Consider the following 14,044-nt stretch of genomic DNA (forward strand, 5'->3'; position numbering starts at 1 on the left):
CATTCATGACAACCAAGAAAAGGCAGATCAAGCTCGGTGCGTTTCTCATGCAGACGGGCCACCATATTGCAGGCTGGCGTCATCCGCAGGCACAGGCCGATGCGGGAGTCAACTTTCGCCACTATGTACAGCTGGCGCAAAAAGCCGAGGCCGCCAAATTCGATGCCGTCTTTCTGGCCGATGGGGTGGCCGTACGCTCTGAAAACCTGGCGGCACTGTCGCGTACTGCGCGCAGCGATCAGTTCGAGCCGCTGACGCTGCTGTCTGCGCTGGCCGCGGTGACTGAACGCATAGGGCTGATTGCCACGGCCTCCACCAGCTATCACGAGCCCTACAACCTGGCCCGGAAATTCGCTTCGCTGGATCAGATTTCCGGTGGTCGGGCAGGCTGGAATCTGGTGACTTCGGCGACCAACGCCGAAGCACTCAACTTCAGTCGCACGGCTCAGTTCGCGCATGCAGATCGTTATCGCCGGGCCCAAGAGTTCCACGATGTGGTGGCAGGTCTGTGGGACAGCTGGGAAGATGATGCATTCGTGCGTGACCCAAGCCAAGGCATTTATCTGGATACCGACAAGCTGCACACCTTGAACCACAAAGGGCCTCATTTTCAGGTGAAAGGGCCGCTGAATGTGGCGCGCTCTCCTCAGGGCAGGCCGGTGGTAGTGCAGGCCGGCGCATCGGAGGACGGGCGCGAACTGGCTGCGCGCACCGCCGAGGTCATCTTTGTGGCCCACCAGACTTTTGACGAGGCCAAGAGCTTTTACGCTGACATCAAGGCCAGAGCGCAGCACCATGGGCGCAATGCCGATGATGTGAAGATCATGCCTGGCATTTTTCCTGTCGTCGGTCGCACGCAGGAGGAAGCCGATGCAAAGTTTGAACAGTTGCAGGCGCTGATCGATCCCGTGGTGGGTCTTTCACTGCTGGCCGGTATCTCGGGCGAGGTGGATTTGTCGGCCTACCCGGTTGACGGGCCGCTGCCCGAGCTTCCACCCACTCAAGGCCCGCAAAGCCGTCAGCGTTTGCTGATCGATCTGGCGCGTCGCGATGGGCTGAGCATTCGCCAGCTGTATCTGAAGATTGCTGGTGCACGCGGGCATCAGCAGGTTGTGGGTACGCCGCAGACGATTGCCGACCAGCTGCAGCAGTGGTTCGAAGAGGGTGGTGCCGACGGTTTCAACATCATGGGCCCCTGGTTCCCGGGCGGCCTGGATGATTTCATCGAACTCGTGGTGCCCGAGTTGCGCCGTCGTGGCCTGTTTCGCACCGAGTACGAGGGGCGAACGTTGCGTGAGCACCTGGGTCTTGAGAGGCCTCAGCACCCCGCAGCATTGCGCCGTTTGCAATCCCAGTTGCCGCAAAAAATTGCGGCTTGAGGCCAGGCCTTTGCAAGGTGTCACTAGGATGCGTGAGAGCTCATTCAAGCGGATGGCTCTCCTCCTTTTTACCCGCAGCCTGTCAGGCCTGCTGCACCCAGGAAGGCCGTCAAAGCCCCGACCCGGGGCTTTCCGCGTCAAGTCAGCGCGCCGCGTCCATCCACGCTGAAGATGCGCTCGACCACGCCTTTGAGACGTCCGCCGCGTACGCCGATCAGAAAATCGTGCAGATTGACGGTAGGGTCGCAATGGCCGGGAATCAGCCATAGCGTCTCGCCCAGGGCCGGCAGCCAGCCGCTGGTATTGCCTGCGGCGTTGTCCGGGTGCAGCACGCCGTGCTCGTCGCCGCCGTTGGCAAAGCGCAGCGCATGCTCGGCTGCCAGGGCATGCAGTCTGGGCAGGCCCGAGTCAATGGCGTGGGCCTTGTGGCCGGCGTCGCAGACGGCATGGTCGTTGCTGACCGACATGACCTGGGTTTTCACATACAGCGCATGCTCGAACACGGGCTGGGCCGCGTCGCGTTCATTGGCTGCGTAGTCAGCATCCATGAACAGAAACGAGCCGGGCTGAATCTCGCCATACACGCCGCTGCCGGCTTCGTTGACCATGGTGCCGGTGCCTGCTCCCGTAATCAGGGGGATGGCCATGCCGGCGCGGCCGAATTCATGGCTGCAGAGCTTGACCAGTCTGAGCACTTCGGCAATCGCCGCCTTGCGTTCCTGGGCTGTGCGCAGATGCTGGGCGCCGCCGTGGTAGGCCTGCAGGCCTGCAAAGCGCAGCCGGGGCTCGGCCTGTATGGCCTGGGCAATCGCCACGGCGGCTGCACCGGGTTCGGCGCCGCAGCGGTTCTGGCCCACATTGATTTCCACCAGCACATCGATGGCCGATTCGGCCGCACCAGCATCCTTCATGGCCTGTGCCAGCCTTGCCACGCCCTCCAGGCCGTCCACAGCAATCGCCAGCCTGCCGCCGCGCGTGCTCAGCCACTGGGCAAGGCGGGCAGCACGTGCCAGCTTGAGGGGGGCGATGACTTCGTTGCTGATGAAGATATTGTTCACGCCGCCTTCGGCCAGCGCTTCGGCTTCCGAGACTTTTTGCACGCAGTGGCCGCAGGCGCCCGCGTGTTCCAGCAGCAGGGCTATATGGGCGCATTTGTGCAGCTTGGCATGTGGGCGCCAGAACACGCCGTGCTGCTGGGCAAAGCGGGCCATGCGCTCGATATTGCGATCCATGGCGTCCAGGTCGATCACCAGCGCCGGGGTATCGATGCGCTTGACGGCCTGGCCCACCAGGGCTTGAAGGTGTTCAGGAATGGATTTCATCGCGGCTGCCTTGGTTCAGGTGTGCAGTATCGGCCCAGCCTACCAAAGTCAGGCCTTCCGGTGTCCAGAGCAGGCGGTTGATGGCGGCGTTGCCCAGCTCCCAGCTGCGCGGAGCCTGCAACTCCTGGCGCGTCGCCAACCGATAAAGAATATCCAGCACGCCGCCATGGGCCACGAGCACGATTTGCTCGCCTTCGTGCTGGCTGGCGATGCGATTGACCGTCTGCGCAATGCGCTCGCGCAGGGCGAGTAGCGATTCGCCGCTGCCGCCCATGGCGAAGTGCGGATCGCGGGTACGCCACAGATGGGCAACCTCGGGATGGCTGACTTCGATCTGCTTGAAGGTCTGGCCTTGAAACTCGCCAAAGCTGCGCTCGCGCAAGCCGGCATCGGCCATCAACGGAGCTCCGCTGACCTGGGCCACGGCCTGCGCCGTGACATAGGCGCGCTGCAAGTCGCTGCTGTAGATGGCGGAAATGCTTTCATCGGCCAGGGCCTTGGCAGCCTGCTGGGCCTGCCACAGACCTATGTCGTTGAGCGGTACGTCCAGGTGACCCTGAAGGCGGCCATCGACGTTCCAGGTGGTCTCACCGTGGCGGATGGCAATGAGGCGCGTGACGTGCATGGCGGAAGCGCAGACGGCGTGGGTAGTTGGTATCGGAAGCCATTGTCTTGCAAACAAAGCCTGTTGTTGGCAAGGCGGGCGTTGTTTGGTGCTCACAAGGGAAACATCGGATGCCGAGTCGGCAAAGCGGCCGCGCCCATTGATGGGCAAGGCGTTCCGGAGGCCGGATGCCGGTTTTTTCCTTTGGAGATGGGCCTTAGCTTTCTCGGGGAATTTGGTACGCCGATTGCTTGCCCTATAGCCTGAGACAGGCCAAGCGCAGGTTTCACTCATTTAAAAATAACTTTTTGTAATTATTTAAGTGATATAAAAAACTTCTGGTTATAAAAAGACGACTACACGCCAGGTTTGCAAGATGCCATCGCGGCGTTTGAAGATTCCTCTTTGTTGGAGACCTCCATGACCTTGAAGACCCTGGGCTCTGCCCTGTTGGCCGCTGGCCTGTTGACTGCTGCGGGCTTGGCCCAGGCCGAAACCGTGCGCTGGGCACGCTCGTCTGACGTGACCACGCTGGACCCCCATGTATTCAATACCGGCACCAACTTTGTGCTGATGCACCAGATGTACGAGACGCTGGTGAACCGCAGTGCGGACGGTAAGCTGGTGCCGCTGCTGGCCACCTCGTGGAAGATGACCAGCGATCCCAGTGTCTGGGAGTTCAAGCTGCGCCCCAACGTGAAGTTCCATGACGGCACGCCGTTCACCGCCAAGGATGTGGTGTTCTCGCTGAACCGGGCCAAGGGACCGAATGCACAGGTCAAGTCGCTGCTGGCCTCGGTGGAAGATATCAAGGCCGTGGATGATCTGACAGTGCAGGTCAAGACCAAGGGCCCGAACCTGATCTTTCCGAACAACCTGACCAACCTCTTCATCATGAGCGAGAAGTGGGCCAGGGACAACGGCGCGGTGGACACGCAGGACGCCACCACCAAGACCGAAAACGGTGCGACCCGCGCTGCCAACGGCACTGGCCCCTATGTGCTGGCCAGCCGTGAAGTGGATTCCAGGACGGTGATGAAGCTCAACCCCGGTTACTGGGGCAAGGGGGTGGCACCGCTGCAGGTGACCGAGCTGGTCTATCTGCCCATCAAGTCGCCCGCCACGCGCGTGGCCGCGCTGCTCTCGGGTGAAGTGGACTTTGCCCAGGATATTCCCGCCCAGGATGTGGCACGCCTGAAGCAGGAGAGCAAGCTGCGCATCAACGAAGGGCCGGAAAATCGTTCCATCTTTCTGGGCCTTAACGTGGGCGCTGCCGAGCTCAAAAGCAGCAATGTGAAGGGCAAGAACCCGCTGGCCGACCTCAAGGTGCGCCAGGCCATGGAGCTGGCCATAGACCGCGACGCCATCCGGCGCTCGGTGATGCGCGGCCTGTCCATTCCTTCGGGAGTGATGGCTCCGTCCTTTGTCAACGGCTATGACAAGGCCATGGCCGCCTATCCCAAGGCCGATGTGGCCAAGGCCAAGGCGCTGCTGGCCGAGGCCGGCTATCCCAATGGCTTCACCATCACGCTGCATACGCCCAATGATCGTTATGTGAACGACGAGGCCATCAGCACGGCCGTGGCCGGTTTCCTGGGCCGCGTAGGTATCAAGACCGAAGTCTCGGCCCGCCCCATCGCCATGCACAGCGTGGCCATCGTGAAGGCGGAAAGCGACCTCTACCTCTATGGCTGGGGCGTGCCCACTTATGACTCGGCCTATATATTCGACTTTCTGGTGGCCACCCGGGGCAAGGAAGGCCGTGGCGCGCAGAACGCCACGCACTACAGCAATGCCGATCTGGATGCCAAGATTGTTTCGCTCTCCTCCGAAAGCGACAAGGCCAAGCGCGATGCCTCGATCAAGCAGATCTGGGGCGTGGTGCAGAAAGAGCGTTTCTACATTCCGTTGCACGATCAGGTGATCCACTTTGCCTCGGTCAAGAAGATCAATGTGCCGGTCCACCCCGACAACACGATTTTGTTCAAAGACGTGAAGTTCGTGAAGTAAACGCCCATGCTGGTCCATCTGCTGCGCAGACTGGGCCAGTCAGTCCTGGTACTGCTGGCCGTCTCCTTTATTTCCTTCATGGTGTTTCGCCACATCGGCGATCCCACCATCAGCCTGCTGGGTGAGGACGCGACGCTCGAAGAGCGCGAAGCGCTCACCGAAGAGCTGGGCTTCAACAAATCCGTTCCCCTGCAGTATCTGCACTATGTGGGCAAGGTGTTGCAAGGCGATCTGGGCATTTCCTATCGCCTGAAGCGCCCGGTTGCCGACATCATCTTCGAGCGTCTGCCCGCCACGCTGGAGCTGGCGCTGACCGCGGCCGTGTTCGCGCTGGCCATAGGTATCGTGCTGGGCGTGTACACCGCGCTGCGCAAGGACGGTTTTTTCAGCCGCGCCATCATGACGGTGTCGCTGGTCGGCGTGTCCCTGCCCACGTTTTTGATAGGCATCGGCCTGATTTACCTGTTTGCGGTGGAGCTGCGTTGGTTGCCGTCCTTTGGTCGGGGCGAGACGGTGAAGATCGGCGGCTGGGAAACCGGCTTGCTGACCGCATCCGGTCTGGCCGCCCTGATCATGCCGGCCATCACGCTGGGCTTTTACAACATGACGCTGATCATGCGGCTGGTGCGGGCCGAGATGCTGGAGGTGCTGCGCTCCGACTACATACGCTTCGGCCGCGCACGTGGCCTGAAGGAGAAAGACCTGTACTTCGGTCATGCGCTGCGCAACACGCTGATTCCCGTCATCACCATTGCCGGCCTGCAGATCGGTTCGCTGATCGCGTTTGCCATCGTCACCGAAACCGTGTTTCAGTGGCCGGGCGTGGGTCTGCTGTTCATTTCCTCCATCCAGGGCGTGGATGTGCCGCTGATTGCTGCCTATCTGATGTTCATCGCGCTGTTGTACGTGGTGATCAATCTGCTGGTGGACTTTTTGTACGTGTTGGTGGACCCCCGCCTGCGCAAGAAATAAGGGCGCGGTTATGACAGAGATAGTCAAACAAGACCCCGTGGCCGAGCTGCCGCGCGGCTGGAAGGCCAGCGATTCGCCGGTCAAGCGCGCTTTTGCCAAGTCGCGCCTGGTGCAGCTGGCTTGCGGCACGCTGCTGCTGATCGTGCTGGCCACGATTTTTGCGCCGTTGCTGGCCTGGCAAAACCCTTTCGATCCCGCCAGCCTGGATCTGATGGATGCATTCACGCCGCCCTGGAGCCAGGGGTTGGGTGATGCCTTCTACCCGCTGGGTGCGGACGATCAGGGGCGCGACTTGTTCAGCGCCATCCTCTACGGCCTGCGCATGTCGGTGTTCGTGGGCGTGTCTGCCGTGGCGCTGTCCCTGGTCATCGGCGTGCCGCTGGGGCTGATTGCCGGCTATGCCGGCGGCTGGTTCGACACGCTCTTGATGCGCATCGCCGACATTCAGCTCACCTTTCCGGTGATCCTGGTGGCGCTGCTGATCTTCGGCATTGCGCGCGGCCTGCTGCCCGAGGGCTACCGTGACGATATGGCGGTGTTCGTGATCATTGTCGCCATCGGTCTCTCGGATTGGGTGCAGTACGCACGCACCGTACGCGGCGCGGTGATGGTGGAAAAGCAGAAAGACTATGTGCTGGCAGCCCAGCTGATAGGTCGCTCGCAGACCGCCATCCTGACCAAGCACATCCTGCCCAATCTTCTGGCTCCGATTTTGGTGATCGCCACCATCAGCTTTGCCCATGCCATCGTGGCCGAATCCACGCTTTCCTATCTGGGTGTGGGCCTGCCGCCCACCTCGCCTTCGCTGGGCACGTTGATCCGTATCGGCCAGAGCTTTTTGTTCTCCGGCGAATGGTGGATTTTGCTGTTCCCATCGCTGGTGCTGTTGGCCCTGGCCCTGGCCGTGAACCTCGTCGGGGACTGGCTGCGCGACGCCCTGAACCCCAAGCTGCAATGAACATGAACACTGACATTCAGAGCGACGTGGCTGGCGCTGTCCCCGTACTTCGGGTGCGCAATCTCAGCGTCACCTTCGACACCTACAAAGGCCCGGTGCATGTGCTGCATGACGTGTCTTTCGACATTGCGCGTGGCGAAATCCTGGGCGTGGTGGGCGAGTCGGGCGCGGGCAAGTCCATGACGGGCTCGGCCGTCACCGGCCTGATCGAGCCGCCGGGCCGCATCTCCGGTGGCATAGTGGAGCTGTTCGGCGAGCGCATAGACACGCTCACCGGCGAAGACCTGCGCCGCATACGCGGCAAACGCATAGGCACGATCTTTCAAGACCCGCTGACCAGCCTGAACCCGGTCTACACCGTGGGCCGGCATTTGGTGGAAACCATTTGCACCCACTTGCCGGTCAGCGAGAGCGAAGCCGAAGCCCGTGCGCTGGCGCTGTTGCAGGAAGTGGAAATTCCCCATGCCAGGCAGCGCATGGCCCAGTACCCGCACCAATTTTCCGGCGGCATGCGCCAGCGTGTGGCGATTGCGCTGGCGCTGTGCGCCGAGCCCGAGCTGATCATTGCCGACGAGCCCACCACGGCGCTGGATGTGTCGGTGCAGGCGCAGATCATTGCCTTGCTGCGCCGCGTCTGCAAAGAGCGCGGTGCTGCTGCCATGCTGATCACCCACGATATGGGCGTGATTGCCGAGACGGCCGACCGGGTGATGGTCATGTACCAAGGCCGGGTGCTGGAAACCGGGCCCGTGCGCCAGGTGCTGGATGCGCCGCGCGAGCCCTATACCCAGGTGCTGATGGCCGCCATCCCCAGCGTGCACCAGCGTTTGATGCGCCTGCCCGTGCCCGAGGTGGGCAGCGGCACGGTGACCCAGGCCGTGCCCTGGACTCCCAAGCCGATAGCCGCCGACGCAGGCGGCAGTGGCGCGAAGCCGTTGCTGGAGGTCAGGGATCTGTGCAAGAACTATGAGCTGTCCGGCGGTTGGTTGGCCCGGCTGCTGGCGCACGAGGAGAAAAAAATCCTCAAGGCCGTGGATCAGCTGTCTTTCAGCATCCGCAAGGGCACGACTTTTGGACTGGTCGGCGAGTCCGGCTCCGGCAAATCCACCGTGGCGCGCATGGTGGCGGGACTGACGCCGCCCACCAGCGGCCGCATCTGGTTTGACGGTGTGGACAAATGGAGCCCTGCGGCTCAGACCGTGGCCATGCGCCGTCGTTTTCAGATGATTTTTCAGGACCCCTATGCCAGCCTGAATCCGCGCTGGACGGTGGAGCAGCTGATTGCCGAGCCTTTGCTGGTGCTGGGGCTGACATCGGGCAAGCAGGAAACGGCAGAGCGCGTGCAGCAGGCGCTGCGCCGCGTGCGCATGAAGCCTGACGATGTCAAAAAGTACCCGCACCAGTTTTCCGGCGGCCAACGCCAGCGCATTGCGGTGGCCCGGGCCCTGGCCAGTCAGCCGGAATTCATCATCTGTGACGAACCCACGTCGGCGCTGGATGTGTCGGTACAGGCCCAGGTGCTGAATCTGATGCGCGACCTGCAGGACGAGTTCGGCCTGACCTATCTGCTCATCAGCCACAACCTGGCGGTGATTCGCCATATGTGTGACGACATCGGTGTGATGCAGCGCGGCCAGTTGGTGGAGTCGGGCGAAGCCGCTTCCGTGCTGGATGCCCCCCGGCATGCTTATACGCGCGAGCTGATGGCGGCCATTCCCGATATCAGCCATACGCATGCCTGAGCGCTGATCGGGCAGCAACAAAAAAAGGCTTGCTGAAAATGCAAGCCTTTTTGCCTTCTAACGCTTTTGGATCAAGCGCTAACTGCTATGAATCGCGTGGTGATCAGAGCAGGGACTTGGCGTTGTCCAAGACGTAATCGCAGGCTTTCTCCTTGAGATTGCTCTTGATCTTGTCCAGGCTGAAGGTCTGGCCGTTGGAGCCGGTGACCATGCCCATCAGGCCGTTCTTGTAGCCCTGGTCCTTGGGTTCTTCTTTCTGGCCCAGGCCCAGCTTGCCCAGCAGCTGGTCCTTGACCTGGGCGGCCTTGTCGGCATTCAGATAGTTGTTCTTCATGCAGTAGGTGATGACGCCTGCCGCATTGCTGGCCGTGGCCGAGCTGCTGAGGCCGCCCAGGCCCAGAGCCGACAGGGCCGAAGCGCCGCCGGCGCCACTCAGCATGCCGCCCAGACCCGAGGAGGCGCCCGTCGTGCTTTCCGCAGTGCCGCCGCCGACCTTGTCGCGCAGGGCATCGCCCCAGCTCGAGGCGTTGGCGGACAAGGCGGTGGTGCTCAGCGTGGCGCAGACCAGAACCGAGAGGGCAAATTTTTTCATGGCATCTTCCTTTTAAGAACGTGTTGACGATTTCCTCGGCGCCGCGTCAGTACCTTTGCGGGATGGGATGCTAGGCGCGATACCGCAGCAATAGCCGTGCTATTGCGAGGATTCGCAACACCGCAGACCGCCCGCAAAGGTACTGGCCCGAAGGGTTGAGGCGAAATCGGGCGATTTCTTCGCGCTGCGGCTTGCTTGCACCCCGGTGCAAGCTGCTCCACATCGCTTCGAACTCATCCCGATTGCGCCTCAACGCGGCTGCGTAGAGATCGTAAACACGTTCTATGGCCTACCTGAGCGAACACCGCTGCAGGCCAGACCATGACTTCCATAAGAGGGCTGCACATTAGCACGGGCCAATGCGGCACAACTGTGGAAGATTGCAACTCAGCGTACCGGCGTGGCTGGTGCGGGGGCTGCAGCGGGTGCGGCGGCCGGGGCCGGAGGCTGGATCACGGTGCGAACCGTGCGTGCACCTTGCGGCGGCTTGGGGAAGCCCGTCAGCGCGGCATCGAACAAGATGCCGAAGATGGCCGGGTCGTCCGTCCACACGTCCTGGCGCTGGGCCGAGGTTTCGTAGACGATTTGCTGGGTCTTGATGTCGCGCATCACGATGCTGACGGCGCGGTAGTACTCCAGGGGCGGGCCGTCAAACATCATGCTGCCGCCAAAACCCATGCCCCAGCCGCGACCATAGCCCACACCCCAGCCCCAGCGTGGGCCCCAGTAGGGGTCGTAATACGGCCAGCTGGCATAGTCACGCGCGTACTTGGCCGTGGCCCTGATCTGCACGACCAGGCTGGGGTTGGAGTCGTCGCGTCTGAGGCCCACGTGGGCCAGCGCCTGCTGGGCCTGCACCTCGATGGCGGGGAAATGGACCTGATCCTGCTGGGACGGCAGGGTCTCAAGGCGGTATGTGGGCGGCTGAGGCAGGGTGCTCATCGAGGAATAGCTTTGCACCGTGCTGTTGACTTCACGGATCGTGCTGCAGCCTGTGAGCAAGGCTGTGGCTGCGAGGGCCAGCGCGCCCACCCAGCGGACATTTATCCAGCGCATCTTCATGGTGTTGCTCTCCTGTACAAAAAAAGGCCCATGGAAATGGGCCTTGCTTTGACTGCTTGCGTGCTGCTTAGTTCAACAGCGATGCCTAATTCAGGATAGTTGTACCACTTGTACGCCGGGCAGGCCAGCGAGCGTGGGCGCGCTGGGCAGTTCCTCGTGGTCGAATGCCATGTCGCCGTTGGGGTCGGCAATGCCGGTGGCCTTGGCGTCTTTAAAGTTGTGCAGATTGGGGTCCATCATGTGCGTGGTCACCACATTGCCCATGGCGCGGAACATGCTCTCGATGCGGCCGGGGAACTTCTTTTCCCATTCGCGCAGCATCTCGCCGATGGCCACGCGCTGCAGGCCGTCCTGGCTGCCGCAGAGGTTGCAGGGAATGATGGGGAAGTTCTGGTACTGGGCCCAGCGCGCCGTGTCTTTCTCGGGCACATAGGCCAGAGGGCGGATCACCACATGCTTGCCGTCGTCGCTGACCAGCTTGGGCGGCATGCCTTTCATGCGGCCGCCGTAGAACATGTTGAGCATCAGGGTCTGCACGATGTCGTCGCGGTGGTGGCCCAGGGCCAGCTTGTTGCAGCCCAGCTCGTCGGCCACGCGGTACAGAATGGCGCGGCGCAGGCGCGAGCACAGGCCGCAGGTGGTCTTGCCCTCGGGCACGACGCGCTTGACGACGCTGTAGGTGTCCTGGGTTTCGATGTGGTAGTCCACGCCCAGGCTCTTGAAGTACTCGGGCAGGATGTGGTCGGGAAAGCCGGGCTGCTTCTGGTCCAGGTTCACGGCCACCAGCTCGAACTTCACCGGCGCGCGCTTTTGCAGCTTGCGCAGGATGTCGAGCATGGTGTAGCTGTCCTTGCCGCCGGACATGCAGACCATGATCTTGTCGCCTTCTTCAATCATGTTGAAGTCGGTGATGGCACGGCCCACTTCGCGGCACAGGCGCTTTTCCAGCTTGTGCTGCTCGCGTTCGATCTTGATCTTGCCGGGCGTTGTCGCTTCGGCTTCGGTAGCGTTGCCTTCTTCGGCAATCCAGGTGTTCTCGGTCACTGCGTTCATGGGGTTCACCATTGTCCGGTTTCGATGCGAATGGCTACTTCGCAGTCGTCAAAAATTTCAAGTTTGGCAATCTTCACGCGCACGCCGCGCACGCCGGGCAGCAGCAGCAGGCGCTGGGCCAGCTTGCCGATCAGGCTTTCCAGCAGATTCACATGCTCGGCCGTGCATTCGTCGATGATGATCTGGCGCACCTTGCGGTAGTCCAGCACATGCAGGATGTCGTCATCACGCGGAGTCAGCGGCTGGGGGCCGAGATTGAGTTCGGCATCGACCTGAATCGGCTGAGGCTCCTGTTTCTCGTGCGCGAGAATCCCGAGGCTGGCGTCAAAGCGCAGGCCGTTGAGCGTGAGTATCTGTTGTCCGGAGGTGGTCATTGCAAGCGTGTGCGAGGCCTTGGCAGGCGCTCACATCATCGAAAAATCGCGCTCGAAGCGCTGTAAGTGCTGGCCGCCATCGACCAGCAAGGTGGTTCCCGTCATCGCCCGGTTCTCCAGTGCAAAGCACACGGCGGCAGCAATGTCCTCGGGGGCGGAGGAGCGGCCCAGCGGGCTGAGCGCATGCAGTGCCTCGAACTTTTCCTGGCTCAGCATATGGCTGGTCAGTGTCAGTCCCGGGGCCACGCCCACCACGCGCACGCGCGGGGCCAGTGCCAGCGCCAGCATGGTGTTGGCCGCTTCCAGCGCTGCCTTGGAGAGGGTGTAGCTCAAAAAGTCCGGATTCTGATTCCAGAGCTTTTGATCCAGCACATTGACCACGGCAGCATCGGTCTCGGCCTGGCCTGCGGCCGCCCGCTCGACAAGGTGGGCATGCAGGGCCTGGGCCAGCAAGATGGGCGCGCCCGTGTTGCTGCGCAGATGGGCCTCCAGCGCCACATAGCTGAAGCTTTTGACATCGTCATGCTCGAACAGCGAGGCGTTATTGACCACGGCGTCGATGCGGCCAAAGTGCTCCACCACACGCGGCACCAGAGCGCGCACCGCGTTCTCGTCAAAGAAATCAGCGTCAAAAGCGGCGCTAACCCCCGACAGTTCTGCGCAAGCAGCTACGGTTTGCATAGCTTCTTCGCGCGAATCGCGGTAGTGCACAGCCACTTGCCAGCCCGCACGGGCCAAGGCAAGCGCCATGTCGCGTCCCAGGCGACGGGCGGCGCCGGTCACCAAAACAGTACGTGTTCGGGCAGGGATGGACATTCGTGGAAAAATGCGGGTTGTGACGACAGAACCCTTAAGTTTAACGAGCACCTTGCAATCGCGCATTGCCAAGGAAATTGCCGCCGCGGGCGGCTGGTTGCCTTTCGACCGTTTCATGGAGCTGGCGCTCTATGCGCCGGGCCTGGGCTATTACGCCAATGAATCGGCCAAATTCGGGTCATTGCCCCAATCCGGCAGCGATTTTGTGACGGCGCCGGAGATCTCGCCCCTGTTCGGGCAGGTCGTGGCGGCCCAGCTGGTCGAGGCCATGGACCGCACCGGCACCGACGAAATCTGGGAATTCGGCGCGGGCACCGGAGCGCTGGCACTGCAGCTGCTCGATGAGCTGGCGGCCCTGGGCCGTCTGCCCAGGAGCTATACCATCGTCGATCTCTCCGGCACGCTGCGCGCGCGCCAGAAGCTCAAGCTGACCCAGCATGAGAGCCTGGTGCGCTGGGTGGATGCTCTGCCCGAGAACATGGAAGGCGTGATCGTCGGCAACGAAGTGCTGGATGCCATGCCCGTGCAGCTGCTGCAGCGCACCCAGGGCCGGTGGCATGAGCGCGGCGTGGTCATGAACGGTGAAGCCTTTGCCTGGGAAGACCGGCCCACCGAGCTGCGCCCGCCGGTGGACATTGACGGTCCGCATGACTATCTGACCGAAATTCATCGCCAGGGCGAGGCATTTGTCCACACCCTGGGCGAGCGTTTGATCCGAGGTGCTGCTTTTTTCATCGACTACGGCTTTGGCGAGAACGAGTACTACCATGTGCAGCGCCACATGGGCACGCTGGTCTGCCACTACCAGCATCAGGTCGACAGCGACCCGCTGGTGCAGGTGGGCCTGAAGGACATCACGGCCCACGTCAATTTCACCGGCACCGCCGTGACCGCGCAGGATGCGGGCTTTGACGTGCTGGGTTACACCAACCAGGCCCACTTTCTCATCAACTGCGGCCTGCCCGCCAAGATGGATGCCGCCGGCCTCAAGGAACGCGTCATGGCCGCCAAGCTGATCATGGAGCATGAGATGGGCGAGCTGTTCAAAGTCGTGGCCCTGTCCAAGGGCGTCGAGCCCTGGGGGCCGCTGGGCTTTGTGCAGGGCGATAGAACGCACCGGCTGTAAGGCCAGGCTTTCCGAGCAAGCCACTGCATGGCTG

General features: G+C 62.1%; 13 protein-coding genes. 6 read left to right on the plus strand and 7 right to left on the minus strand.

All coding sequences use genetic code 11. From position 1 onward, the window contains the following. Positions 1-5 precede the first annotated feature (5 nt). Entirely contained in the window at positions 6-1,379 is a 1,374-nt protein-coding gene (locus tag ACNAZA_RS05915; protein WP_415795538.1) for an LLM class flavin-dependent oxidoreductase, read from the plus strand. Positions 1,380-1,516: 137 nt separating this feature from the next. Here the strand turns inward: ACNAZA_RS05915 and ACNAZA_RS05920 are convergent, their stop codons facing one another. Together ACNAZA_RS05920 and ACNAZA_RS05925 are read right to left on the minus strand one after the other, a co-directional pair. Continuing rightward, positions 1,517-2,701: a DSD1 family PLP-dependent enzyme gene (locus tag ACNAZA_RS05920; protein ID WP_415795539.1), complete on the minus strand. Its 1,185-nt coding sequence runs from the start codon at positions 2,699-2,701 to the stop codon at positions 1,517-1,519. Then, the gene (locus ACNAZA_RS05925) at positions 2,685-3,326 is read right to left on the minus strand and encodes a histidine phosphatase family protein (protein WP_415795540.1); all 642 of its coding nucleotides are present in this window, start codon (positions 3,324-3,326) and stop codon (positions 2,685-2,687) included. The genes ACNAZA_RS05920 and ACNAZA_RS05925 overlap by 17 nt, the downstream gene beginning before the upstream one ends. 399 nt (positions 3,327-3,725) lie before the next feature. Here ACNAZA_RS05925 and ACNAZA_RS05930 point away from each other — a divergent pair, with 399 nt between their 5' ends. The 4 genes from ACNAZA_RS05930 to ACNAZA_RS05945 are packed head-to-tail and all read left to right on the plus strand — an operon-like array spanning position 3,726 to position 8,987. Next, positions 3,726-5,315, plus strand: coding sequence for an ABC transporter substrate-binding protein (locus ACNAZA_RS05930; protein ID WP_415795541.1), 1,590 nt, complete (start codon positions 3,726-3,728; stop codon positions 5,313-5,315). A gap of 6 nt (positions 5,316-5,321) precedes the next feature. Further along, positions 5,322-6,287: an ABC transporter permease gene (locus ACNAZA_RS05935; protein ID WP_120971637.1), complete on the plus strand. Its 966-nt coding sequence runs from the start codon at positions 5,322-5,324 to the stop codon at positions 6,285-6,287. Between the two features lie 10 nt (positions 6,288-6,297). Continuing rightward, positions 6,298-7,245: an ABC transporter permease gene (locus ACNAZA_RS05940; protein WP_415795543.1), complete on the plus strand. Its 948-nt coding sequence runs from the start codon at positions 6,298-6,300 to the stop codon at positions 7,243-7,245. 2 nt (positions 7,246-7,247) lie between these two features. After that, entirely contained in the window at positions 7,248-8,987 is a 1,740-nt protein-coding gene (locus tag ACNAZA_RS05945) for an ABC transporter ATP-binding protein (protein WP_415795544.1), read from the plus strand. A gap of 103 nt (positions 8,988-9,090) precedes the next feature. Here ACNAZA_RS05945 and ACNAZA_RS05950 read toward each other — a convergent pair whose 3' ends face one another. From ACNAZA_RS05950 to ACNAZA_RS05970, 5 genes are all read right to left on the minus strand, one after another. Next, positions 9,091-9,579, minus strand: a complete 489-nt coding sequence (locus tag ACNAZA_RS05950; RefSeq protein ID WP_415795545.1) for a YjjA family protein — start codon at positions 9,577-9,579, stop codon at positions 9,091-9,093. Positions 9,580-9,966: 387 nt separating this feature from the next. Continuing rightward, positions 9,967-10,641, minus strand: a complete 675-nt coding sequence (locus ACNAZA_RS05955) for a DUF4136 domain-containing protein (RefSeq protein WP_415795546.1) — start codon at positions 10,639-10,641, stop codon at positions 9,967-9,969. Positions 10,642-10,731: 90 nt separating this feature from the next. Then, a complete protein-coding gene (gene ttcA, locus ACNAZA_RS05960) occupies positions 10,732-11,706 on the minus strand; it encodes a tRNA 2-thiocytidine(32) synthetase TtcA (protein ID WP_415795548.1) in 975 nt (324 codons plus the stop codon). Beyond that, positions 11,700-12,068 (minus strand): dihydroneopterin aldolase, encoded by a 369-nt coding sequence (locus tag ACNAZA_RS05965; protein ID WP_415795550.1) that lies wholly within the window; start codon positions 12,066-12,068, stop codon positions 11,700-11,702. Before ACNAZA_RS05965 ends, ttcA begins: the two co-directional genes overlap by 7 nt. Positions 12,069-12,098: 30 nt before the next feature. Next, positions 12,099-12,884 carry an SDR family oxidoreductase gene (locus tag ACNAZA_RS05970; RefSeq protein WP_415795551.1) on the minus strand — a complete coding sequence of 262 codons (786 nt, stop codon included), beginning with the start codon at positions 12,882-12,884 and terminating at the stop codon, positions 12,099-12,101. A 10-nt stretch (positions 12,885-12,894) separates the two neighbouring features. Here ACNAZA_RS05970 and ACNAZA_RS05975 point away from each other — a divergent pair, with 10 nt between their 5' ends. Further along, on the plus strand, positions 12,895-14,010 hold the full coding sequence (locus ACNAZA_RS05975) for a class I SAM-dependent methyltransferase (RefSeq protein ID WP_415795552.1): 1,116 nt from the start codon (positions 12,895-12,897) through the stop codon (positions 14,008-14,010). The last annotated feature ends 34 nt before the right edge of the window (positions 14,011-14,044 follow it).

It is taken from the genome of Comamonas aquatilis, from assembly GCF_965139575.1.
Classification (GTDB): Bacteria; Pseudomonadota; Gammaproteobacteria; order Burkholderiales; family Burkholderiaceae_C; genus Comamonas; species Comamonas aquatilis.